The organism is Acinetobacter sp. 231_lipA (genome assembly GCF_058243005.1).
This window is the reverse complement of sequence record NZ_JBZAYU010000002.1, coordinates 129,148-149,075: the sequence shown is the minus strand read 5'-3', so window position 1 is coordinate 149,075 and position 19,928 is coordinate 129,148. Positions and strand designations below refer to the sequence as shown.

Below are 19,928 nucleotides of genomic sequence, written 5' to 3'. Positions count from 1 at the left end.
CTTAGAGACCGAAAACTCTATTTACTAGCCAAACTTCTCCTAGAATATTACCGTTATAAAATAATGAAGCTTGTCCTTTGCGTAGAGCACGCATAACCTCAATTCCTTTAATTGTGGCATAAGCCGTTTTCATAGACTTGAATCCCAACGTAGCCTTGATGATCCGTTTGAGCTTGCCATGATCACATTCAATCACGTTATTCTTGTATTTAATCTGTCGATGGTCCAGGTCTTCAGGACACTTTCCTTCCTGTTTTAGTCGCGACAAAGCACGGCCATAGGTATGAGCCTTATCAGTGTTTATGACTCGTGGAATCTGCCATTTTTTGACATGATTCAAAATCTTACCAAGAAAACAATAAGCTGAATGGGTATTTCGTCTAGCAGAAAGATAGAAATCAAGAGTATGGCCACGTTGGTCAACTGCACGGTATAGATATGCCCATTTGCCATTCACTTTTACGTAAGTTTCATCCAGATGCCATAAATGTCGATCTGTAGGATTATGCCAATACCAACGTAAACGTTTTTCCATTTCTGGAGCATAACGCTGAACCCAGCGATAAATTGTGGTGTGATCAACATTCACTCCACGTTCAGCGAGCATTTCCTGAAGTTCACGATAGCTGATGCCATATTTACAATACCAACGAACAGCCCAAAGAATGATTTCACCTTGAAAGTGCCGACCGTGGAAGGGATTCATCTGCTGTATCTCGAAATAAATAAGATATTTAGCTTATCATGTCAGCCTATTTGCAACAGTGCCATTTAGTTTAACTTATAAAAATCATGAAACATTGTTCGAATTTTAAGCGTGGAACATAAATAATCAATAAAAAGCCGCTCTGGTACCCTATGCCCCCACAACGGCTTGATCTAATATACTGAAATTTAATGATAAATATCAAGTATTTCGTATAAGGTGTATTATGTTAATTTTAGATAAATTGAATAGTAAAAAAGGGATATTCTGTGCCTTTAAATATTGTTATAAAAAAGAATTTAGAAAAAGACATTAATGAAATTTTCAAACAATATCTGATTGATGAAAATCTTCATTACCTTGATGATGACTTATGTTTTTTTCAATATATGAACTTCATCGAACGAAGTATTCACCCTAAACCACGTAAAGTTCTAGAAGCATCAACTTTTTATGTTCCAGAAAAACTTAAAAAAAGTTATGAAATTCTTAAAACAAAAATAACTGAAGGATTAGATATTAATATCTATTTAAGCAATCGTATTTTTGATACAAACTATGTTGATGATTTATTCAACTTTGAAGATCTAGTTCATTTTCATCTAGGCTCAGAACTAGAAATTTATGAAAAAAATCAAAAGTCTGTCATAAAAAGAAGTAAAGAATTAGCCATAGCATTAGTCAAAGATGATTGTATTATTTTTTTGGCTATTAAAAATCACGAAGATGAAGATATTTGGAATAATAGCGGCTACCTAGATACTTTATCCGAAGAATGATGTGGTTCTAGGATTTTAGACCACGCCTATAAGTGATAATCTACTCCCCAATAAGCATGGGAAATGCTTGTTTTTGGAGTCAACCATGACACGAAGAAAACGTCGTAATCATTCAGCAGAGTTTAAAGTTAAAGTTGCTCTCGCAGCAATTAAAGGCGACCACACACTCGCTGAACTTTCTACTCAATTCGATTTACATCAAAACCAAATCATCGATTGGAAAAATCAACTGCTTGAGCAATCAGTCAATATTTTTTCACGACCAACAGCACAACAAGAACCAGAGATTGACCTCAAAGCTCTACATGCCAAGATAGGACATCAGGCATTGCAAATTGATTTTTTAGAAGGTGCGCTCAGAAAAATAGGGCAGCTGAGCGGCAAAAAATGATCGATAAGACCCATCAACTTTCGGTACGACAACAATCGCAATTGATTCAAATCAATCGCAGTACGTTGTATTACAAGCCCAAAGAGATTTCATCAACTGATTTGAGTTGGATGCGTCTAATCGATGAAATTCATCTCGACTACCCATTTATGGGCAGTCGAATGATACGAGATATGCTACAGCGTCAAGGACATCAAATAGGTCGGCGTAAAGTCCGACGTTTAATGCGCTTGATGGGAATACATGCCTTGTATCCAAAACCCAATACCAGTAAGCCTAATCTTGCACACCGTATTTTCCCATATCTGTTGAAAAACATGGTCATCGATCACTCTAATCAAGTCTGGTGTACAGATATCACGTACATTCCTATGGCTAAAGGCTTTGTCTATCTGTGTGCAATTATAGATTGGCATAGTCGTAAAGTACTGGCTCATCGAGTATCGATCAGTATGGAAACAGACTTTTGCATAGATGCGTTGCAAGAAGCAATTGTGAAATATGGTTGTCCTGAGGTGTTTAATACAGACCAAGGCAGTCAATTCACAAGCGAGGCATTTTTGAATGAGTTAAAATTGCGAAATATCCGTATCAGTATGGATGGGAAAGGACGATGGATGGATAATGTAATGATTGAGCGTTTATGGCGCAGCGTGAAGCATGAGGAAGTCTATTTGAAGGCTTACGATACGGTTAAACAAGCGAAACAATCAATTGCTGAATATTTGGATTTTTATAACATGATACGTCCTCATTCAAGTTTGAATAAGGCAACACCGGATGAATTTTATGATCAACATTTACTAAAAGTAATGGCAGCATAATTTAAATATTTAGAGCGGATTTATCACTTATAAAACTGAATTGAGTGGTCTAATTAACGGAACCACATTAGAATTCCCCAACCAAATAGCTTATAGGGAATTGAAGGAATTAAGCGGTGATCGTTTAACTGATGAAGAAATTGAAAATGCGCGTAAGTTAGGAATTAATTATACTTATCAGTCATCATCTAATAAGTGTTATTCAACGATACCTGTTTTGCTAGGAACAAAAGCAAAGGGCTTTAAAAAAAGCTTAAAGAGTTCAATCAGTAGAGTTCGAGTAAAACACAGCAATCAAAAAATAAGGTTAATTTATACTTTGAATCATCATGTTGAAGATATAAAAAACGAAATTGTTGAGAAGCAGAATCCAGGTATTTACGAAATAAAATTACTCAAAATATTGAAAATGGATCAGTTCTTATTTCAAATTAAGTTAATTTTTAATGGAAATTCTGAAACAGAGATTATTCTAAAAGATGATTCTATGAGTATTTCTTTTAGAGGGAATTCCAGATAATTTCCCTCCATTTAACATAATGGGCGTTATACGAAGTACACTTGTATATTAATTTAAAAATCAATAACTTAAAAATTTAGTCATAACTAAGAAACCACCAGAGATCTGTTTTTGTAATAAGTTGGTGAGTTTTTAAGAGAATCTGTAACATTTTGCCAGTAAAATTGATCAATAAATGATCAATTTAACAATCAGTGCCCATTTCATACGGATCCAGGTTCCAAAACTATCCCCAATTGCTGGGGATAAAATTTAGGCTATTTTGTAAGCCCTGGCTCATACCAATCTCGGCCCTTTGCTGCTATCCGCAATACTGGAAATTTCCTATCATGAAGACATAGAGAGCAGGATGCTCCAGATAAAAAGAATAAGATGAACAACAAGGAACGTGAGATCAGACAGGAGTCAGATCTAAGCGCCAAATATGGAAAAGCCCGACAGGATGTCGGGCTTTTTTATTACCTATCATTTCTCATTTGCAAAACAAGCATAATGCCCCCTAAAATATAGACTATAGTCTATATTTTGGTTGTGGTATGTGGACAGTCATTACGACAGATCTATTTAATCAGTGGCTTGAACAGCAAGATGAATCTACACAAGAGAAGGTCCTAGCTGCTCTGGTCGTTCTACAACAGCAAGGTCCGAGTTTAGGCCGCCCTTTAGTAGATACTGTGTATGAGTCTAAATTTACCAATATGAAAGAACTGCGCGTTTAACACCGCGGTAGACCCTTAAGAGCTTTCTTCGCATTTGATCCCTTACGACAGGCTATTGTTCTATGTATTGCTGATAAAGGCGGTAAAAAGCGTTTTTATAAAGACATGCTGGATATTGCAGATGAACAATACCAACTTCATCTCACCACCCTAGGAGATAAATCTAATGGCTAAGACTCTGCAAGAATTGTTAGCTAGCCGCTCGCCAGAGAGCCAAGCTCGTATTCAAAAAATGGCAGATGAATTACTGCTAGAAAATCAGCTTCATCTTATTCGTGAAGAACTCGAAATTTCTCAAAAAGAGCTTGCTGAAACTTTGGGAATAAAACAGCCATCGCTTTCAGCAATAGAAAATCGTGGCAATGATCTTAAGATTTCAACCATGAAAAAGTATGTTGAGGCAATGGGTGGGAAGCTCCGTATTGATGTAGAGCTTCCAACAGGAAAACATATAGGATTCAACGTTTAACAATAAAAATGGGAGCTATAGGCTCCCATTTTTAGATTCGTATAACGTTGAACCCAACGGTAAATAGTCGTGTGATCAACATTCACACCCCGTTCGGCCAGCATTTCCTGCAGTTCACGATAGCTAATGCCATATTTACAATACCAGCGCACAGCCCAAAGAATGATTTCGCCCTGAAAATGCCGACCATGGAAAGGATTCATATGCTGCACCTTTAGCTAAAACAGTCTTCAGCTTACCATTCGTGGTTATTTGCAACAGTGCCGATTTTTTGAAAAAAGCATAGGTCTAGATAATCAAGCTAGATTTTTTAAAACTCCACATTGGTCAATTGTACATAAACCATCACAAGTACCTCTTAAATCAGATAGTTGTTCAATAAGCTTTTGTTGCTTGATTATATTTTCTCTGATAGCACTGACATGTAAGTCAATTAATTCATTCACATCTGAACAATTTTTCTCAGGTTTGTCTTTATAGGTAAGTAATTGACGAATTTCATTCAAACTCATATTTAAAGTTCGGCAATTCAAAATAAATTTAATTCGCTCAACATAGCCTACATCGTAAAGGCGGTAATTTCCTTCCGTTCTTTCCGGTTCCGGAATTAAACCTTCCTTTTCATAAAACCTAATTGTTAATACTGAACATGAGGTTTTTTTAGAGAGTTCACCAATTTTTAAATGCATTGAGTTAGTATTTCCAAAGACTCTTGACTCTATAGTAACTATAGGGATTCTAATATTCAAAGTTTATAATTTTTTTAATGGGTATAATTATGAGTGGTTGTGGATGTAGTAAAGAAACACCATGCGAAGATAAGAAATCTCAACAAGAAAATCATCCATCAATTGCAGAAGCAAACAATTCAAAGAATTGTGATAATACGCTTAGCTGTTGTGGTGAAGAGGAAGAAAAAAAATCTTCATCTCCTTGCTGTAACACTTCAAACAGTTGTGAAGATACCGCTCAATCCTGTTGTGGTTCTGATCCCAAAGAAAATTTAAGCACTGAAGACGTTTTAAAAGATTCGCACTACATGAGTGAATACTTAGTTCCCAAAATGGATTGTTCTGCGGAAGAACAGATGGTTCGTATGGCGCTATCTTCAATTGATGGTGTTCAAAAACTCATCTTTGATTTACCTAACCGTTCTTTAAAGGTTCTACATAATCAAAAAGATGAAAATATAACCACCAAACTTGAAGCTTTGGGTTTTGGTGCAAAGCTTGTGAAGACTGAAACTTATATAAGCAATCAACAGGCTAAGCAAACAAGTACCTACACCATTCCTAAAATGGATTGCTCTGCTGAAGAGCAAATGGTCCGTATGGCTCTTGCAGATATTGAAGCAGTTAAAGGTCTTACTTTTGATCTTCCCAATCGAAAACTGAAAGTCTTCCATAATGAAGGGATTCAGCAAATTACGGCTAAACTCGAAGGACTGGGTTTTGGGGCGAAACTTGATGAAATACAGCTTTCTTCAGGCGATATACCTAATGAACCTGATCCTGTGAGACAAGCTAAAGTACTTAAACTGTTATTAGGTATTAATGCTCTACTTTTCTTTATAGAATTCATCAGCGGTATTATTGCTGCGTCTACAGGATTGATTGCTGATTCTCTAGATATGTTTGCCGATGCAGCCGTTTATGGTATTGCGCTATATGCCGTCGGAAAAGCTGCGAAATATCAAATAAAAGCAGCCCATTTCGCAGGTTGGATTCAGTTATTACTTGCTGTTATCGTGATTGTTGATGTCATTAGACGATTCATGTTTGGAAGCGAGCCAGAATCAACGCTCATGATTGTTATTGGCCTGCTCGCACTTATAGCTAACGTGACATGCTTATATCTTATTTCTGGTCATCGAGAAGATGGCGCACATATGAAAGCCAGTTGGATTTTCTCGGCGAATGACGTTGTCGTAAATATGGGCGTTATATTTGCCGGTGTACTCGTGGCGTGGACGGGATCAGCTTATCCAGACTTAATCATTGGCATACTGGTTTCTTTATTCGTACTTAATGGTGCCCGAAAAATTTTGGCTTTGAAGTAAGAGTATCGAAAATGAATCTATTTGGCACTGTTGCAAATAACCACGAATGGTAAGCTGAAGACTGTTTTAGCTAAAGGTGCAGCATATGAATCCTTTCCATGGTCGGCATTTTCAGGGCGAAATCATTCTTTGGGCTGTGCGCTGGTATTGTAAATATGGCATTAGCTATCGTGAACTGCAGGAAATGCTGGCCGAACGGGGTGTGAATGTTGATCACACGACTATTTACCGTTGGGTTCAACGTTATGCTCCTGAAATAGAAAAACGTTTACGCTGGTATTGGCGTAATCCTACAGATCTGAGCTCGTGGCATATTGATGAAACCTATGTAAAAGTGAATGGACGATGGTCTTATCTGTATCATGCAGTCGATCAACGTGGCGATACCATTGATTTTTATCTTTCTTCTAGACGTAATACCAAATCAGCATATTGTTTTCTTGGAAAAATTTTAAATAATGTGAAGAAGTGGCAAATTCCACAAGTGATCAACGCGGATAAAGCACCCACATATGGACGTGCTTTATCACGGTTAAAACGGGAAGGTAAATGTCCACCAGACCTTGAGCACAGGCAGATTAAGTATAAAAATAACGTGATTGAATGTGATCATGGCAAGCTAAAGCGGATCATCAGGGCCACATTAGGATTCAAATCTATGAAGACGGCTTATGCCACAATTAAAGGTATTGAAGTCATGCGTGCACTACGTAAAGGACAAGCATCGTCATTTTGAACCGTACCGGGTTTGTCGGAGACCATTTTTCTTGAGAGAATGTCCCAATGACAAAACCAAAATATACTCCTGAAATCAGAGACAGAGCGGTTCAATTATTGATTGAATCCGAAAAGATTATCCTTCTACTTGGGCTGCAATCACAGCAATTGCACCTAAAATTGGTTGTACCCCTGAAACACTACGTTCCTGGCATCAAAAATATTTGGATCAACAAAATCCAGTTAAAGTACAGCAGCTTTCAGATCAAGAACGTATTAAACAGCTCGAACGTGAAAATAAAGAGCTGCAACGTGCCAATGAAATTCTACGCAAAGCAGCCGCTTTTTTCGCCCAGGCGGAGCTCGACCGCCCACACAAATAATGATGGATTTTATCCATAATAATAAAGAGCCGTACGGAGTCGAGGCGATTTGTAGAATTTTACCTATCGCACCTTCAACTTATTACCGGACTTTAGATCTTGTAGAAAATCCAGAACATCGAGCGAAACGAGATCTACATGATCAACATGATCAACATGATCAACATGATCAACATCATGCTGAACAGATTAAACGTATTTGGAAAGAAAGTTCAGGTCGTTATGGTGTGCGCAAAGTCTGGCAAAAACTAAGACACGAAGGCTATGTTATTGCACGTTGTACAGTTGCTCGATTGATGCAACAGCTAGGTATACAAGGTGTTTGGCGTGGTAAGAATAAACAAACAACGCGTAGCCGAGATGATCAAAAATCAGCAGATGATTTAGTAAAACGCAATTTTAAAGCTGATCATCCTGATCACTTGTGGGTGGCCGACTTCACGTATATTCAAACCAATTCAGGCTGGGTCTATACCGCATTTATTATTGATGTGTTCTCACGAGCAATTGTTGGATGGAAAGTATCAACACGGATGAATACCGACATGGTGCTCGCTGCACTTGAGCAGGCATTGCATGATCGAGGAATGCCAAATAACGTGATTCATCATAGTGACAGAGGCGTACAGTATCTTTCAATTCGCTATACCAACCGTTTAGAGGCAGCGAATTTACGAGCATCAGTCGACACTACGGGGGATTCATACGATAATGCATTGGCTGAAACAGTGAATGGGTTGTACAAAACAGAGGTGATTGAATATTTAAAAGCAGATTAGCGTGGTTTGGGTGATATACAACTTGCCACATTAAATTGGGTAGATTGGTTCAATAAAGAACGTATACATAGTTCACTAGGTTATGTATCACCTTTTGATTTTGAAGCGATGTACTATGATAAAATTAACCCGTTAGGTCAGGTGGCCTAACTTAAACAAAAAGTCTCCGACAAACCCGGTACGGTTTAAGATCAAAATTCGCAGCATTGGTTATCGCTTGATAAACGTCATTGATGCTATTTCTTTTAAGCTCACGATAGATCGTACTAGGATGTGTTTTAATGAGTTCAGCAAATTTTCTGGCTGAAAAGCCTTCTTTTCTTGACTCAAGCATTAATGCAGTACGATCTTCAAAGTTAAGATGATGGTATGACAATTTTATATACTCTAGGACTTACGCACTATCATTTATAGATTCTCTGGGCTTTGTTGCACAAAGATTTGAAAGGCAAAGTACCCCTAATTGAGCCAAATTTCCTGATCCACCTCTCTTTTAGAAAAACGTATCTGCCGATACATTAAACCGCTCAGACAATGCCTTAATATGACGAATATTCAGTTGGCGTTTACCACTTAAAATCTCAGAAATCACTGATGGTGTTGCAACCTCTGTTAAGTCAGACTGACCTAAACCATGTTGCTCCATCAAAAAAGCCAAAGCAGCACGACCGTCCCCTTTAGGCATAGGAAGATGCTCATTTTCATAATCAGAAACCAAATCACCAAGCTGATGAGTAAGCCCCATTAAAGGATGGGACTCGTCATCACCAACAGTATCTAAAAGTTCATCTAAAGCTTCAACAAGTGTATGAAAGTCGTCTTCATTTTCTGGCTTGCTGAGCAATGGTGCAACGCAGTGCCAGTGGTCTACGGCCTGTTTAATCATCGCGTTCATACTAACCTTCCTTCCAATGACCTTTGTCATATTCTTTATGGTACAAGACATCACGGATATACACACGTTTTGCTTGATACATCACGACTGCAATAAGTCGGATCTTGTTCCCGCCAATATCGAATACATGGAACTTTCCAACTTTATCGACCTCTGGAAAGAGATGTTTCATCTCAGCAAAATCTTTCGGATCGTTTGCCTTTATGGTTCGATACCAACCATCTAATGCCGTTTCAGCCTGTGGCCACTTTTGCATTGCTTCTATAATTCGAGTGTGGGTGATCACATGCATAACATTTTATCGCATTTTGCAATATTGAATGGCTAGGATGAATAAAGCGCCACACAGAGCTTTATTCATTATCAAAATGCACTTAATCTGATGATCTTAAAAAATAAACCTTTTAGCATTTCATGCGCAATAAGGCTGATACCATTAGCACAACAAAAATGAGTTCCACTCTAGTTAACATCTTAGTTCCATTTACTTTTCACTTAATTTATATAGCCGTTAAGTCGCAGCATCAATGACATAACATGACATGGAAAATAATCAAAAAAGATAGAATCTAGATTTTTGTTACATTTACTATCCGCATACTTTAACAGCAGCTTTGAGTGTTTCACTTAACCTTTAAACTTTTTTTAAAATTAAATATATTTTCATATACGTTCTAAAATTTGATAGAATTTATTAAAACTTTAGATTCTAAGTGTAAATAATGAGAAGCGCTAATATTCGACGTGATGGCTACTTAAAATTTCTGAATACATGGCAAGACCGTGATGTCATTAAAGTACTTTCAGGTGTGCGTCGCTCTGGAAAATCCACCTTATTGGCGATGTTTCAACAAAACCTAAAAGCACAGGGTGTACAAGCCGAAAACATCATTGCCATCAACTTCGAATTTATGGAATTTGAAGAACTCACCGATTACCGTAAACTACATGATTATGTATTGTCCAAAGTTGATAAAAGTAAAAAAAACTATGTTTTTTTAGATGAAATACAACATGTTACAAATTTTGAGAAAGTAGTCGACTCTTTATATGTTCGGGATTATATCGATTTATATATTACAGGCTCAAATGCATTCTTTCTAAGTGGAGAACTTGCGACTTTACTTACAGGACGCTATATCGAGCAACATGTTCTACCTCTGTCATTCCAAGAATTTAAACAGTGGCATATTGAAAATAATCCGATCATCCAACAATTATCCAATCGTGATTTGTATGCCATGTATACGCGCAGTAGTTTCCCTTATACGCTTGCCATGACTAGCCAGCAGGAAACTTATGATTACTTGCAAGCGGTCTATGCCAGTGTAATGTTTAAAGATGTTATTCCCCGTTTGAATACTGCCGATATTAATTCTCTCGAGCGTGTCGCAAGATATTTGGCAAGCGTGACAGGCTCACCTATTTCCATCAATAAAATTAAAAATACCTTTGTTTCAAGTGGGGTTAAAATTTCATTTGAAACAGTGAAACGCTATATTCAGGGCTTACAGGACAGTTTGTTATTTTATAGTGCCGCACAATTTAAAGTACGCGGGCGTGAGTTATTACAATCCTCTGAAAAATACTATTTAGTTGATGTCGGATTGCGCCGGATTATGTTGCCTGATGCTAATGCTGATCAAGGTCATATCTTAGAAAATGTGATTTATCTTGAGCTTGTCAGACGAGGTTATACGGTCTATGTAGGGCGGGTTGATGAATATGAAATTGATTTTGTTGCTGTCGATACTTTACAGAATTTAACTTATTATCAGGTGGCATTAGAAACGCTCAATGAGGAGACACTCAGTCGAGAGTTACGTCCATTACAGAAAATTTCTGATTCGTATCCCAAGTATTTACTTACCTTAGACACGATAGGGACTGAAGCGAATTATAATGGTATTGTGAAAATGAACGCTCTCGATTGGTTGCTGTCTGAAAATAAGTAGATTTAGAAATAGCTTGATTCGCTTTACCAGCAGAATGTTGATGAGCATGTACATGAGAGCCATCAATAAAAATCTACTCCATATCGGGACATGATGCTAATACTTTGAATAATCTAAGTAACTTACCACTGCTTGACCAACGATTAAAACGTTTAAAAATAGAGTTGAATTGACCGAAATGGGAGGGAATATCTCGCCACGGACAGCCTGTTCTAATTCTATAGAGAATAGCTTCAATAAAATTACGTAAATTTGAGTCGTGATGAATGGATAAGTTACGCAAAATAGCTTTCAACTTTTGCCAGTGTTGATCTGTCAGCATGGTACGAGGCATAGCGAATAGTAAAATTGGGTTTGACGATTTGATTTTACTATCTCGCTATTTTTAGGTAACAAATGTCAACAGATGCTAATAAACGAGAAATATTTAGGCTAAAAATGTTTCCTGTAAATAGCTCCACAACATTTTCCCTTCAATTTCTTCAATTAGTGCACAAGAGCGTCGAACGAGAACGCCAGAGGCTTTCGTATGTTTTTCAGTATAGGTAAGAACAATTGCATCTGGCTTTTGCATCAAAATTTGCTCATCATAAATTTCAATCTGAATATCAGGCATTTTTCCTTGATTATTGGCGAATAAGCCTTTAACTTCCTGCAATGAAATCCGTTTTCCCGCTGCGCCGACCATTTCAAAATGATCAGAGAAATAATCGATCAGCAAGGGAAGATCTTCTTCCGCATGTTTGCCGCTAAAAATCTTTTCAATCAAAACATGCATCGTATGGATACTTTCGATTGCATTTTTCCGAGAAAGTGCCATTAGTTATTTCCTTATATAAATAATATCTGTAAATATAATAAATCAAAAATCCATGTAAAATTCAATAAAATTTGTAAAAAATAATGTGATTTAAAAGATATCTAATGACAAAAACCAATTAAAAAGGTATGTTTTTTACTTAAAAAATATGTGGAAATATACATGTAAAAGTAAATATATTCTACATAGAGAGTCACGGAGTTTGACGTTTTAGATTCAACAATAAATCTCGCTAGGAAGAGCCTTGAAAGCGCTGGCGGTTAAAGATTTATTGTTAACACATCATTTCTCTTGTTTAGATCAAAAAAGTTAAGGAAATATGACTTATTAGGAAGATGAGTCATCATCCAAGGATTGCGTTACATGAATAGTTCTATAAATGATCAAGCGGTAGCTGTAAATAATAAATCGAGCGTATATGCATGGTATGTGGTTTTGCTCTGCATGTTGGCTTATATCTTTTCATTTATTGATCGGCAAATTTTAGCGTTAATGATTGAACCTATTAAAGCAGATTTAAACCTTTCTGATACTCAATTTAGTTTATTGCACGGTTTAGCATTTTCATTGTTTTATGCCTTTATGGGCTTGCCTTTGGCGTACTTAGCAGACCGTTTTTCACGTCCAAAAATTATTGCAGTCGGAATTATTTTTTGGAGCATTGCCACCGCACTTTGTGGCCTAAGTAAAAACTTTATTCAGCTTTTCTTTAGCCGAATGGGTGTCGGTGTTGGAGAGGCAGCTTTATCGCCTGCTGCATATTCGATGTTCAGTGATATGTTCAGTAAAGACAAATTGGGCCGCGCAGTCGCAGTGTACTCGATTGGCTCTTTTGTGGGCGGCGGTATCGCATTTTTAGTCGGCGGCTATGTGATTGGTTTGCTGAAAGATTTAAGCCTCATCGAGATTCCAGTTTTTGGCGCTGTAAAAGCATGGCAAATGGCTTTTATTCTGGTTGGCTTGCCTGGGATATTCATTGGCCTATTGTTTGTTTTGACGGTGCGTGATCCAAAGCGTAAAGGGCAAAGTGTAAATGCTGAAGGTGAAGTTGAAAAAGTCACTATCCGGGCTGCATTTAGGTTTTTGAAAAAGCATCGTAAAACCTTTACTTGCCATTATTTAGGCTTTACTTTCTATGCGATGGCTTTGTATTGCTTAATCAGCTGGTCGCCTGCATTTTTTATGCGCAAGTTCAGTATGACGCCGACTGAAGCAGGCTATATGTTAGGTACGGTTTTGCTGGTTGCCAATACACTGGGTGTATTTTGTGCGGGCTGGCTGAATGACTGGCTGATTCAAAAAGGACGTAAAGATGCGCCAATGATTACCGGCGTTATTGGCATTGTCGGTTTGGTATTGCCTTTAGTGGCATTTACCCAAGTCTCTGAATATTGGTTAGCGGTGACGTTGCTCGCGCCTGCAATGTTCTTTGCATCTTTCCCAATGCCAATCTCAACAACAGCAATGCAAATGTTGGCGCCAAACCAATTGCGTGCGCAAATCTCGGCAATTTTCCTGCTGATCAGCAACTTGGTTGCAGTCGGGATTGGAACCACTTTGGTTGCATTGGTGACAGATAAAATTTTTGAAAACCCGCTGATGGTCGGAACATCGTTATCCATCGTGGGCGGCATTGCCTGCGTGTTGTCCTTTGTTTTATTAAAGAAAGGATGCAAGGCTTTTGCAGACAGTATGCAGCGAGAACATTCTGCTTAATGTTCTGTTAAAAGCATTGGGTTTAAGCAGTGGCATTTGCCCAAAACTTAAATTGAACGCTGAAAAAGCAGTTAAGCCATAAAATATGCAATTGCCCATTATCAAGACATGGGCTTCTGCATTTAGAAAAAACCGACAATGGAGTGTGGAGATGAATCAATTGATTAATTTTAATCATTTGCATTATCTGGATGAGTTTTTACTTTTTAATTCAGATGATTATCAAACTATTAAAGATCAGATCAGCCATTATTTATGTCCGCACCAGTTTGATGTTGAAGCGGTTGCCAGTTTAAATACGCGTTTAAATGGTTTTAGTTTTGGCAATTCAGCACTGTATGATTTGAAATACAGTGCGCCTGTGGCGATTACTATTGATGAGGCAGCACAAAATTATTTGTTCCGCATCACCTTGGAAGGTCAGTGCAAAGTTGAGCAGGCACAGCATCAGGTATTGCAGTCGGTTGGCATCATGACTGTGACGCATCCGAACAGTAAAAACCGGATTATCACCAATCAGCGCTGCCGTAATATTATTTTAAAATTAACGCAGCAAGATGTTGAAACCCAGCTCTTTAAAATGCTGGGCTATACCAGTACAGAAGCTGTGATTTTTGACAGTGGCATGCCGTGTAGCAATGAGGGGTTAAGCTCCATTCTTGAAACACTGAATTATCTATGCCATGCCTATTACAACATTCAAAATTGGAGCTTTATTTCTGCAAGCTTTACCCAATATTTAATTGAATTGATTTTGTTGAAAGTCCCAAATAATTACAGTCAGCGGTTGAATGAACAGCGCCAGCGTGTACTGCCTGCGTATATGAAAAAAGCCCAGCAGTATATTCAGCATCACATCAAAGACAATATTGCTTTGCCTGCTTTAAGTGAGTTTTGCGGCGTGACTGGCCGAACGCTGCAAAAGGGCTTTAACCAATATTTTCAGCAAACACCGATTGAATATATACGCGACCTGCGTGTTGAACTGGTGCATCAAACATTGCTGAATAGCCATGAACATGAAACGGTGACGGATATTCTGCTCAAGAATGGAATTCAAAGTTTTGGACATTTTTCCACCATTTACAAAAAGCGTTACGGCTGCTTGCCTTCACAAACCTTGAAAATGCGCGCGGCTTAACTTCTATTCTTGAAATTACAGCTTCGTAAATTGAATAGTGCATTCGCATATGGGGAAGTGATGAGTTAAGTGATTTTCTATGATGAATTTAGTTAATCAGGAGGATTCAAGATGAAAATTACAGTACTTGGCGGCGGTCATGGATGCTATGCAGCGGCTTTAGAAATGGCGGAAAAAGGGCATGATGTGGTGCTCTGGCGCCGCGATGCAAAGGCACTGAACGCATTGGCTGCAACGGGTCAGCTCTTTGTCAAAGATTTTCAGGGTGAACGGTCTGTCACTGTGGGCTTTGAAAACAGCCAAATCAATTTGCAAAATAATTTAGAAAAAGCAATTACTCATGCTCAGCTGATTATTATTCCATTACCTGCAACCACACATGTGAATCTTGCCGAGCAGGCAGCGCCATACTTTCAAGACGGCCAAGTAGTGTATTTACCGCCGGGCACGTTCGGAAGTTTTGTATTTGCAAAAGCCATGAAGGACGTGGGAAACAATGCGGAAGTGGCATTTGCGGAAACAGGCACATTGCCTTATTTGGTGCGCAAACATGACGTAAATCATATTGTGGTCAGCGGTTATGCGACCCGTTTGCCGACAGGCGTGTTTCCAAGCAGCTTGTCCGAACATGCATTTAAAATTTTAACACAGGCTTATCCGAGCGTAGAGCCCATCGAAGATGGATTAAGCGGTGCATTGATGAATGCAGGGCCAATTATCCATCCGCCGCTGATTATGATGAATGCCGGGCCATTAGAGCATTTCAAAGCATGGGATATTCATAATGAAGGCACTCAGCCGTCAATTCGTCGCGTGACCAATCAGCTTGATGCAGAGCGTATGCGTGTCCGTGAAGCTTTGGGCTATCCAGCGCCGCATTTCCCGCTGGCTGATCACTATAATAAAGAAGGTGAAGGCGACGAGTGGATGTATGGCCGTGGTGCGCACGGCAAATTGACGGACAGCGGTGACTGGCGTGAAGACATTAACCTGCAAGAGCATCGCTATATGCTTGAAGATACACGCCTAGGCTTATCTTTAATTGTTTCTGTCGGCCGTTGGGCGGGTGTGCCAACCCCTGTCGCAGAAGGTTTATTAAATATTGCATCTGCAGTCACTGGCCGAGATTTATATGCTGAGGGGCGTACCTTAGAAAATTTAGGTTTGGCGCATAAATCTAAGCAGGAAATGCAAGCGGTGCTGCAGCAAGGAGTGTAATGTAACCTGAGTTCGACGAAACATTTTTAGCTTTTTAGCATATTTTGGAAAGTTGGCTTATTGGGATTTAAGCAATAAGCCACTATCGCAGCCATAATATTCACCATAAAGTTATTGACCGAACGATGACGTGAATGTTCAATTTGATGCAAGTTTTTTAACTGATCATTCACTGTTTCGATCAATCCTCTTCTGCAAAGTAATTGCTTTTCTTCTTCAGTGTAGATGGGTTTATTTTTCATATTCTTACGTGACGGGGTCAATAATTTTAGTCCCCTTGCTGCTAAAGCTTCAGTTTTTACTTTACTCAAATACCCCTTATCGCCCAGTAAAATGCCTTTTAACTCTTTGGTTAAAGATTCAAGTACAGCAACATCATGAACATTCCCTGATGTAATCTTGAGATTAATAATTTCACCTAAGTTATTGATAATAAGATGGACTTTAAACCCATAAAACCAACCTGTACTACTTTTACCGCGACCGGCAAAGCCTTTAAACACACGATTTCTTTTAATTCTAAGATTATGACAAACGACCAATTTAGTCGAATCAATAATACAAATTCCGGTATCTTCTCCTTTAACTTGATGGAAGAAACTACTCAAAGCTTGTAAACAACGCGGCATAATTTCAATAAAACGATTGTAACTAAGAAGCTTGGGAAAAGCTGATTTCCAAAATGGGATGATCATATGACAATAAAAATATTTGAAAAATCTAAACCCGGATTTATGAAATAAAATGACAATGGTCATGACTTCAGACAAGCTTAAAGCTGACTTTTTCATTGTTGTTTTTTGATCAGAAATTAGAGCTTTCTCTAAAGATTCATTAAATTTTTTGCAGAAATCATCCAAAATACAAAATAATTCGGTAATATAGTCCATGAAAAAGCCTTGCTCTGAAATGTTTTGTCTTCGTAACCAAGATATTACAGATGCTAAGGCTTTTTTTCATTTATTTTTTATGTCGAACTCAGGTTAATGTAATGTCCAAGATTCAACACGTTGCAGTGATTGGTGCAGGACGCATGGGTAAGGCAATTGCGATTGCTTTTGCCTATGCTGGGCTGCAAGTCAAATTAATCGATGCAAAAGTACGGCCGGAACAAGAATTTATCCAATATCGGCAGCAAGTTCAGCAAGACCTTACTCAAGAATTAACTTTGCTCCGGACTATCCAATTTGTTCAAGCCGAGCAAATTGCCGTGATTCAGGCGAATATCCAAATCTTGGCCAAATTAGAGTCGACTAAGTTTTTAACGCAGTGCGATTTAATTATGGAAGGTGTGCCTGAACAAACTCAGGCCAAACAGGAAATATTTAGCTGGTTAGATCAGTATATTTCACCGCAGTGTATTATCGCTTCGACCACTTCTACATTTTTAGTCACGGATATTGCGCAAATGCTGTCCCATCCTGAACGTGTGGTGAATGCGCACTGGCTGAACCCCGCCTATTTAATTCCGCTGGTTGAGCTGAGCCGTTCAGAACAAACTTCTGATGCTGCGGTTGAGCAGCTTAAATCTTTTCTCACTGCGATTGGTAAGGTTGCCGTCGTGTGCAATGCCAAGGCAGGGTATATCGTACCAAGGATTCAAGCCTTGGCGATGAATGAAGCCGCACGGATGGTGGAAGAGGGTGTTGCTTCTGCTGAAGATATTGATATTGCAATTCGTACCGGTTTTGGCCTGCGTTTCTCTGTACTTGGTCTATTGGAATTCATTGATTGGGGCGGGGGAGATATTCTGTATTACGCTTCCCAATATTTACAGAATGAACTGGGTGAGCGTTATCGTACACCGCAGATCATTGAAGACAATATGCAGAATAAGCGTAATGGCTTGCGTGAAGGCCAAGGTTTTTATGACTATGAAAGCATGGATATCGATGCATACAAACTGAAAGTCTTAAATACCTTTAATCACCGTATAGACACTGCCGAATTAAAGCCAAAATTTAATGCGCTGAAAAATTAAACCACTGCTTGTAAAGGCTCTATTGTTTGAATAAAACAAAAAAGCTCATCTTAGGATGAGCTTTTTTCAGTGCTTTAAATACTTGAGTTTACATACGGGTTTCATCTCAAGTATTTGATTTAACATTTTTTAGCCCATTGGCATTAAATCAAACATTTTCTTTAATTGAGCATTTAAGTCGCTCAACTCTTGATCATCAAAAGCGTTCAAAATGCCAGATAGCGTCACTTGGCTGATTTGATTGATTTGCTCAACCAGCGAATATCCTTTTTCAGTCAGCTTCACCATTGAAATGCGTTCGTCCTGATCGGATGAAAACACTTCAACAATATTATCTTCAACCAGACGGTAAACCGCTTTGGTTGCGGTGGTCAGCTTTAATGTAGAAAGATTCGCAATTTCGGTAATGCTTGCTTGGCCTAAGGCATTGGTGCTTAAAATAATTTTACGGCGAGTATTGTCGATGCCTAATTTTTTTATAGATTTTTCAATAAGCTGGCTGTATCTGCCATTCACTTGAGAGATCCAGAAAAAAGGATAATTTTTCAAGCTGTCAGGTTCATTATTGGGTAAAAACTGTTCTAAGTGAGTAAGCATAGTCAAATTGCGACTTTATAAACAAGATATAGGCCCATTATACAAATTATTGAAATATTTTCTTTCTTAATTTGTTTAATAGTCGCTTGACAATTACACGTAATTTTACGATATTTAATTTAAGGATAAAAATACATGGAAAAGTGAATGAACATTGTGACAGAGAATATTCAATTAGGATCAGGGAAATTAACCGTTATGGTGAAAGATTCTATAGATATTCAAGATGTTAAAACAATTTTAGGCAGCCGTGCTTTGGAAGATACTGCACCAGCAGCTCAAAATGCTGAAGTGGTCGAGCATATTCTAAATGCGGACTGTATGATAACAGCGAAAACCAATTTGCATGAGCTGGCTTTTGGTATTACCGGCATTAACCATGCATACGGCACACCTGTAAATCCTAAATATCTTGAACTGATTCCGGGTGGTTCATCCAGCGGTTCGGCTGCTGCGGTTGCGGCCAATCTGGCAGATTTTACACTGGGCACAGACACCGGCGGTTCGATTCGCATGCCTGCTGCCTGCTGCGGCGTATATGGTTTAAAGCCAACATTTGGTCGAGTCAGCCGTCAAGGCGTACATCCAGCGCAAAGTTCGCTGGACTGTGTTGGGCCATTCGCCAATTCAGTTGAAATGATCGAAACCGCAATGCAGATCATTGATCCGACATTTACAGCGCAAGACAGTACTGCTGCACCGAAATTGGCTTGGCTCAAGGTTCAGGCCGAGGCAAGAGTCACAGAATGTATTGAAAACTACTTAAAGCAAGCCAATTTGCAGGTTGAGCCTGTGGAAGCTACCTCTTTTGAAAAGGCCTTCCATGCAGGCATGCAAATTATCAGTTATGAAAACTGGCAGGCCTATGGTGAGTTGACCAAAACAGGGTTAATCGGTGCAGATGTTCAAGGACGTTTATTGAAAACAGCAGAAATAACTTTGGAACAGGTTCAGCAAGCGGAACAAGTGAAAGCTGAGTTTACGCAAGAAATTGATGCGTTGCTTGAGCAATATGATGCCTTACTTTTACCTACACTGCCGCAAATTCCACCTAAAGTGGCCGACGCTGAAAATACCGTTGCATTCTTAAATTTAACGGGTTTGATTCGTCCATTTAATTTGTCTGGACATCCAGCCATTTCAATTCCATTAGAAACAGAACAAGGTTTACCAGTTGGACTGCAGATCGTAACCAAATGTAATGCAGAAGAGCAGCTGTGTGCAATTGCAAAATTTGTCGTAAAGGCAGCGCAATAAAT

The 19,928-nt window shown here is 38.6% G+C and carries 19 protein-coding genes, 5 pseudogenes and 1 other annotated feature; of the genes and pseudogenes, 14 read left to right on the top strand and 10 right to left on the bottom strand.

Features of this window, described 5'->3' with window-relative positions:
- Position 1: 1 nt before the first annotated feature.
- Positions 2-706, bottom strand: coding sequence for an IS6-like element IS1007 family transposase (locus AC4CUX_RS19135; RefSeq protein ID WP_395474836.1), 705 nt, complete (start codon positions 704-706; stop codon positions 2-4).
- 269 nt (positions 707-975) lie between these two features.
- Here AC4CUX_RS19135 and AC4CUX_RS19130 point away from each other — a divergent pair, with 269 nt between their 5' ends.
- From AC4CUX_RS19130 to AC4CUX_RS19110, 5 genes and pseudogenes are all read left to right on the top strand, one after another.
- Positions 976-1,485, top strand: a complete 510-nt coding sequence (locus AC4CUX_RS19130; RefSeq protein WP_490792684.1) for a hypothetical protein — start codon at positions 976-978, stop codon at positions 1,483-1,485.
- A gap of 85 nt (positions 1,486-1,570) precedes the next feature.
- Positions 1,571-2,700, top strand: a protein-coding gene (locus AC4CUX_RS19125) for an IS3-like element ISAcsp5 family transposase (protein ID WP_100607972.1) whose coding sequence is annotated in 2 segments (ribosomal slippage) — positions 1,571-1,823 and positions 1,823-2,700 — 1,131 coding nt in all. Because the reading frame shifts where the segments join, the coding sequence is not laid out codon by codon here.
- A 40-nt stretch (positions 2,701-2,740) separates the two neighbouring features.
- The gene (locus AC4CUX_RS19120; protein WP_490792683.1) at positions 2,741-3,220 is read left to right on the top strand and encodes a hypothetical protein; all 480 of its coding nucleotides are present in this window, start codon (positions 2,741-2,743) and stop codon (positions 3,218-3,220) included.
- A gap of 536 nt (positions 3,221-3,756) precedes the next feature.
- Positions 3,757-4,113, top strand: a pseudogene (locus AC4CUX_RS19115) (type II toxin-antitoxin system RelE/ParE family toxin).
- Positions 4,106-4,408, top strand: a complete 303-nt coding sequence (locus AC4CUX_RS19110) for a helix-turn-helix domain-containing protein (RefSeq protein WP_001140620.1) — start codon at positions 4,106-4,108, stop codon at positions 4,406-4,408. Before AC4CUX_RS19115 ends, AC4CUX_RS19110 begins: the two are co-directional and overlap by 8 nt.
- Before the next feature lie 41 nt (positions 4,409-4,449).
- Here AC4CUX_RS19110 and AC4CUX_RS19105 read toward each other — a convergent pair.
- Positions 4,450-4,611: pseudogene (locus AC4CUX_RS19105) on the bottom strand (IS6 family transposase); the annotation flags it as partial.
- 93 nt (positions 4,612-4,704) lie between these two features.
- Entirely contained in the window at positions 4,705-5,097 is a 393-nt protein-coding gene (cadR, locus tag AC4CUX_RS19100) for a Cd(II)/Pb(II)-responsive transcriptional regulator (RefSeq protein WP_000550240.1), read from the bottom strand.
- A gap of 89 nt (positions 5,098-5,186) precedes the next feature.
- Here cadR and AC4CUX_RS19095 point away from each other — a divergent pair, with 89 nt between their 5' ends.
- From AC4CUX_RS19095 to AC4CUX_RS19085, 3 genes and pseudogenes are all read left to right on the top strand, one after another.
- Entirely contained in the window at positions 5,187-6,467 is a 1,281-nt protein-coding gene (locus tag AC4CUX_RS19095) for a cation efflux transmembrane domain-containing protein (protein WP_005093338.1), read from the top strand.
- A gap of 85 nt (positions 6,468-6,552) precedes the next feature.
- A complete protein-coding gene (locus AC4CUX_RS19090) occupies positions 6,553-7,203 on the top strand; it encodes an IS6 family transposase (protein WP_490792682.1) in 651 nt (216 codons plus the stop codon).
- Between the two features lie 47 nt (positions 7,204-7,250).
- Positions 7,251-8,496: pseudogene (locus tag AC4CUX_RS19085) on the top strand (IS3 family transposase).
- Positions 7,525-7,641, top strand: a sequence feature (AL1L pseudoknot). It overlaps the preceding pseudogene by 117 nt.
- Positions 8,497-8,560: 64 nt before the next feature.
- Here the strand turns inward: AC4CUX_RS19085 and AC4CUX_RS19080 are convergent.
- From AC4CUX_RS19080 to AC4CUX_RS19070, 3 genes and pseudogenes are all read right to left on the bottom strand, one after another.
- A pseudogene (locus tag AC4CUX_RS19080) lies at positions 8,561-8,722 on the bottom strand (helix-turn-helix domain-containing protein); the annotation flags it as partial.
- Between the two features lie 117 nt (positions 8,723-8,839).
- Positions 8,840-9,241, bottom strand: coding sequence for a helix-turn-helix domain-containing protein (locus AC4CUX_RS19075; RefSeq protein ID WP_000993197.1), 402 nt, complete (start codon positions 9,239-9,241; stop codon positions 8,840-8,842).
- 1 nt (position 9,242) lies between these two features.
- Positions 9,243-9,533 carry a type II toxin-antitoxin system HigB family toxin gene (locus tag AC4CUX_RS19070; protein ID WP_000558186.1) on the bottom strand — a complete coding sequence of 97 codons (291 nt, stop codon included), beginning with the start codon at positions 9,531-9,533 and terminating at the stop codon, positions 9,243-9,245.
- 430 nt (positions 9,534-9,963) lie between these two features.
- Between AC4CUX_RS19070 and AC4CUX_RS19065 the strand changes: the two genes are divergently transcribed.
- On the top strand, positions 9,964-11,196 hold the full coding sequence (locus tag AC4CUX_RS19065) for an ATP-binding protein (RefSeq protein WP_490792681.1): 1,233 nt from the start codon (positions 9,964-9,966) through the stop codon (positions 11,194-11,196).
- Here AC4CUX_RS19065 and AC4CUX_RS19060 read toward each other — a convergent pair.
- Positions 11,195-11,530, bottom strand: a pseudogene (locus tag AC4CUX_RS19060) (transposase); the annotation flags it as partial. The gene AC4CUX_RS19065 and the pseudogene AC4CUX_RS19060 sit on opposite strands and share 2 nt — an antisense overlap.
- A gap of 93 nt (positions 11,531-11,623) precedes the next feature.
- A complete protein-coding gene (locus AC4CUX_RS19055; protein WP_490792680.1) occupies positions 11,624-12,016 on the bottom strand; it encodes a DUF4440 domain-containing protein in 393 nt (130 codons plus the stop codon).
- Positions 12,017-12,379: 363 nt separating this feature from the next.
- On the opposite strand from AC4CUX_RS19055, the gene AC4CUX_RS19050 reads away from it, so the two are divergent.
- From AC4CUX_RS19050 to AC4CUX_RS19040, 3 genes are all read left to right on the top strand, one after another.
- Positions 12,380-13,732: a spinster family MFS transporter gene (locus AC4CUX_RS19050; protein ID WP_490792679.1), complete on the top strand. Its 1,353-nt coding sequence runs from the start codon at positions 12,380-12,382 to the stop codon at positions 13,730-13,732.
- A 151-nt stretch (positions 13,733-13,883) separates the two neighbouring features.
- A complete protein-coding gene (locus AC4CUX_RS19045; RefSeq protein WP_490792678.1) occupies positions 13,884-14,873 on the top strand; it encodes an AraC family transcriptional regulator in 990 nt (329 codons plus the stop codon).
- A 111-nt stretch (positions 14,874-14,984) separates the two neighbouring features.
- Positions 14,985-16,091 (top strand): NAD/NADP octopine/nopaline dehydrogenase family protein, encoded by a 1,107-nt coding sequence (locus AC4CUX_RS19040; RefSeq protein ID WP_490792677.1) that lies wholly within the window; start codon positions 14,985-14,987, stop codon positions 16,089-16,091.
- A 26-nt stretch (positions 16,092-16,117) separates the two neighbouring features.
- Here AC4CUX_RS19040 and AC4CUX_RS19035 read toward each other — a convergent pair whose 3' ends face one another.
- A complete protein-coding gene (locus AC4CUX_RS19035; RefSeq protein ID WP_336000921.1) occupies positions 16,118-16,981 on the bottom strand; it encodes an IS982 family transposase in 864 nt (287 codons plus the stop codon).
- 101 nt (positions 16,982-17,082) lie between these two features.
- Here AC4CUX_RS19035 and AC4CUX_RS19030 point away from each other — a divergent pair, with 101 nt between their 5' ends.
- Positions 17,083-18,072 (top strand): 3-hydroxybutyryl-CoA dehydrogenase, encoded by a 990-nt coding sequence (locus AC4CUX_RS19030; RefSeq protein WP_490792676.1) that lies wholly within the window; start codon positions 17,083-17,085, stop codon positions 18,070-18,072.
- A 129-nt stretch (positions 18,073-18,201) separates the two neighbouring features.
- Here the strand turns inward: AC4CUX_RS19030 and AC4CUX_RS19025 are convergent, their stop codons facing one another.
- Complete coding sequence (locus AC4CUX_RS19025) at positions 18,202-18,669, bottom strand: MarR family winged helix-turn-helix transcriptional regulator (protein ID WP_130146725.1); 468 nt, start codon at positions 18,667-18,669, stop codon at positions 18,202-18,204.
- A 147-nt stretch (positions 18,670-18,816) separates the two neighbouring features.
- On the opposite strand from AC4CUX_RS19025, the gene AC4CUX_RS19020 reads away from it, so the two are divergent.
- Positions 18,817-19,926 (top strand): amidase, encoded by a 1,110-nt coding sequence (locus AC4CUX_RS19020; protein ID WP_490792675.1) that lies wholly within the window; start codon positions 18,817-18,819, stop codon positions 19,924-19,926.
- Positions 19,927-19,928: the final 2 nt, after the last annotated feature.

Excerpts from the sequence above, each read along its gene's own strand:
- AC4CUX_RS19135 (WP_395474836.1), bottom strand. The coding sequence starts at position 706 with ATGAATCCCTTCCACGGTCGGCACTTTCAAGGTGAAATCATTCTTTGG.
- AC4CUX_RS19110 (WP_001140620.1), top strand. The coding sequence starts at position 4,106 with ATGGCTAAGACTCTGCAAGAATTGTTAGCTAGCCGCTCGCCAGAGAGC.
- cadR (WP_000550240.1), bottom strand. The coding sequence starts at position 5,097 with ATGCATTTAAAAATTGGTGAACTCTCTAAAAAAACCTCATGTTCAGTA.
- AC4CUX_RS19095 (WP_005093338.1), top strand. The coding sequence starts at position 5,187 with ATGAGTGGTTGTGGATGTAGTAAAGAAACACCATGCGAAGATAAGAAA.
- AC4CUX_RS19090 (WP_490792682.1), top strand. The coding sequence starts at position 6,553 with ATGAATCCTTTCCATGGTCGGCATTTTCAGGGCGAAATCATTCTTTGG.
- AC4CUX_RS19075 (WP_000993197.1), bottom strand. The coding sequence starts at position 9,241 with ATGAACGCGATGATTAAACAGGCCGTAGACCACTGGCACTGCGTTGCA.
- AC4CUX_RS19070 (WP_000558186.1), bottom strand. The coding sequence starts at position 9,533 with ATGCATGTGATCACCCACACTCGAATTATAGAAGCAATGCAAAAGTGG.
- AC4CUX_RS19065 (WP_490792681.1), top strand. The coding sequence starts at position 9,964 with ATGAGAAGCGCTAATATTCGACGTGATGGCTACTTAAAATTTCTGAAT.
- AC4CUX_RS19055 (WP_490792680.1), bottom strand. The coding sequence starts at position 12,016 with ATGGCACTTTCTCGGAAAAATGCAATCGAAAGTATCCATACGATGCAT.
- AC4CUX_RS19050 (WP_490792679.1), top strand. The coding sequence starts at position 12,380 with ATGAATAGTTCTATAAATGATCAAGCGGTAGCTGTAAATAATAAATCG.
- AC4CUX_RS19045 (WP_490792678.1), top strand. The coding sequence starts at position 13,884 with ATGAATCAATTGATTAATTTTAATCATTTGCATTATCTGGATGAGTTT.
- AC4CUX_RS19040 (WP_490792677.1), top strand. The coding sequence starts at position 14,985 with ATGAAAATTACAGTACTTGGCGGCGGTCATGGATGCTATGCAGCGGCT.
- AC4CUX_RS19035 (WP_336000921.1), bottom strand. The coding sequence starts at position 16,981 with ATGGACTATATTACCGAATTATTTTGTATTTTGGATGATTTCTGCAAA.
- AC4CUX_RS19030 (WP_490792676.1), top strand. The coding sequence starts at position 17,083 with ATGTCCAAGATTCAACACGTTGCAGTGATTGGTGCAGGACGCATGGGT.
- AC4CUX_RS19025 (WP_130146725.1), bottom strand. The coding sequence starts at position 18,669 with ATGCTTACTCACTTAGAACAGTTTTTACCCAATAATGAACCTGACAGC.
- AC4CUX_RS19020 (WP_490792675.1), top strand. The coding sequence starts at position 18,817 with ATGAACATTGTGACAGAGAATATTCAATTAGGATCAGGGAAATTAACC.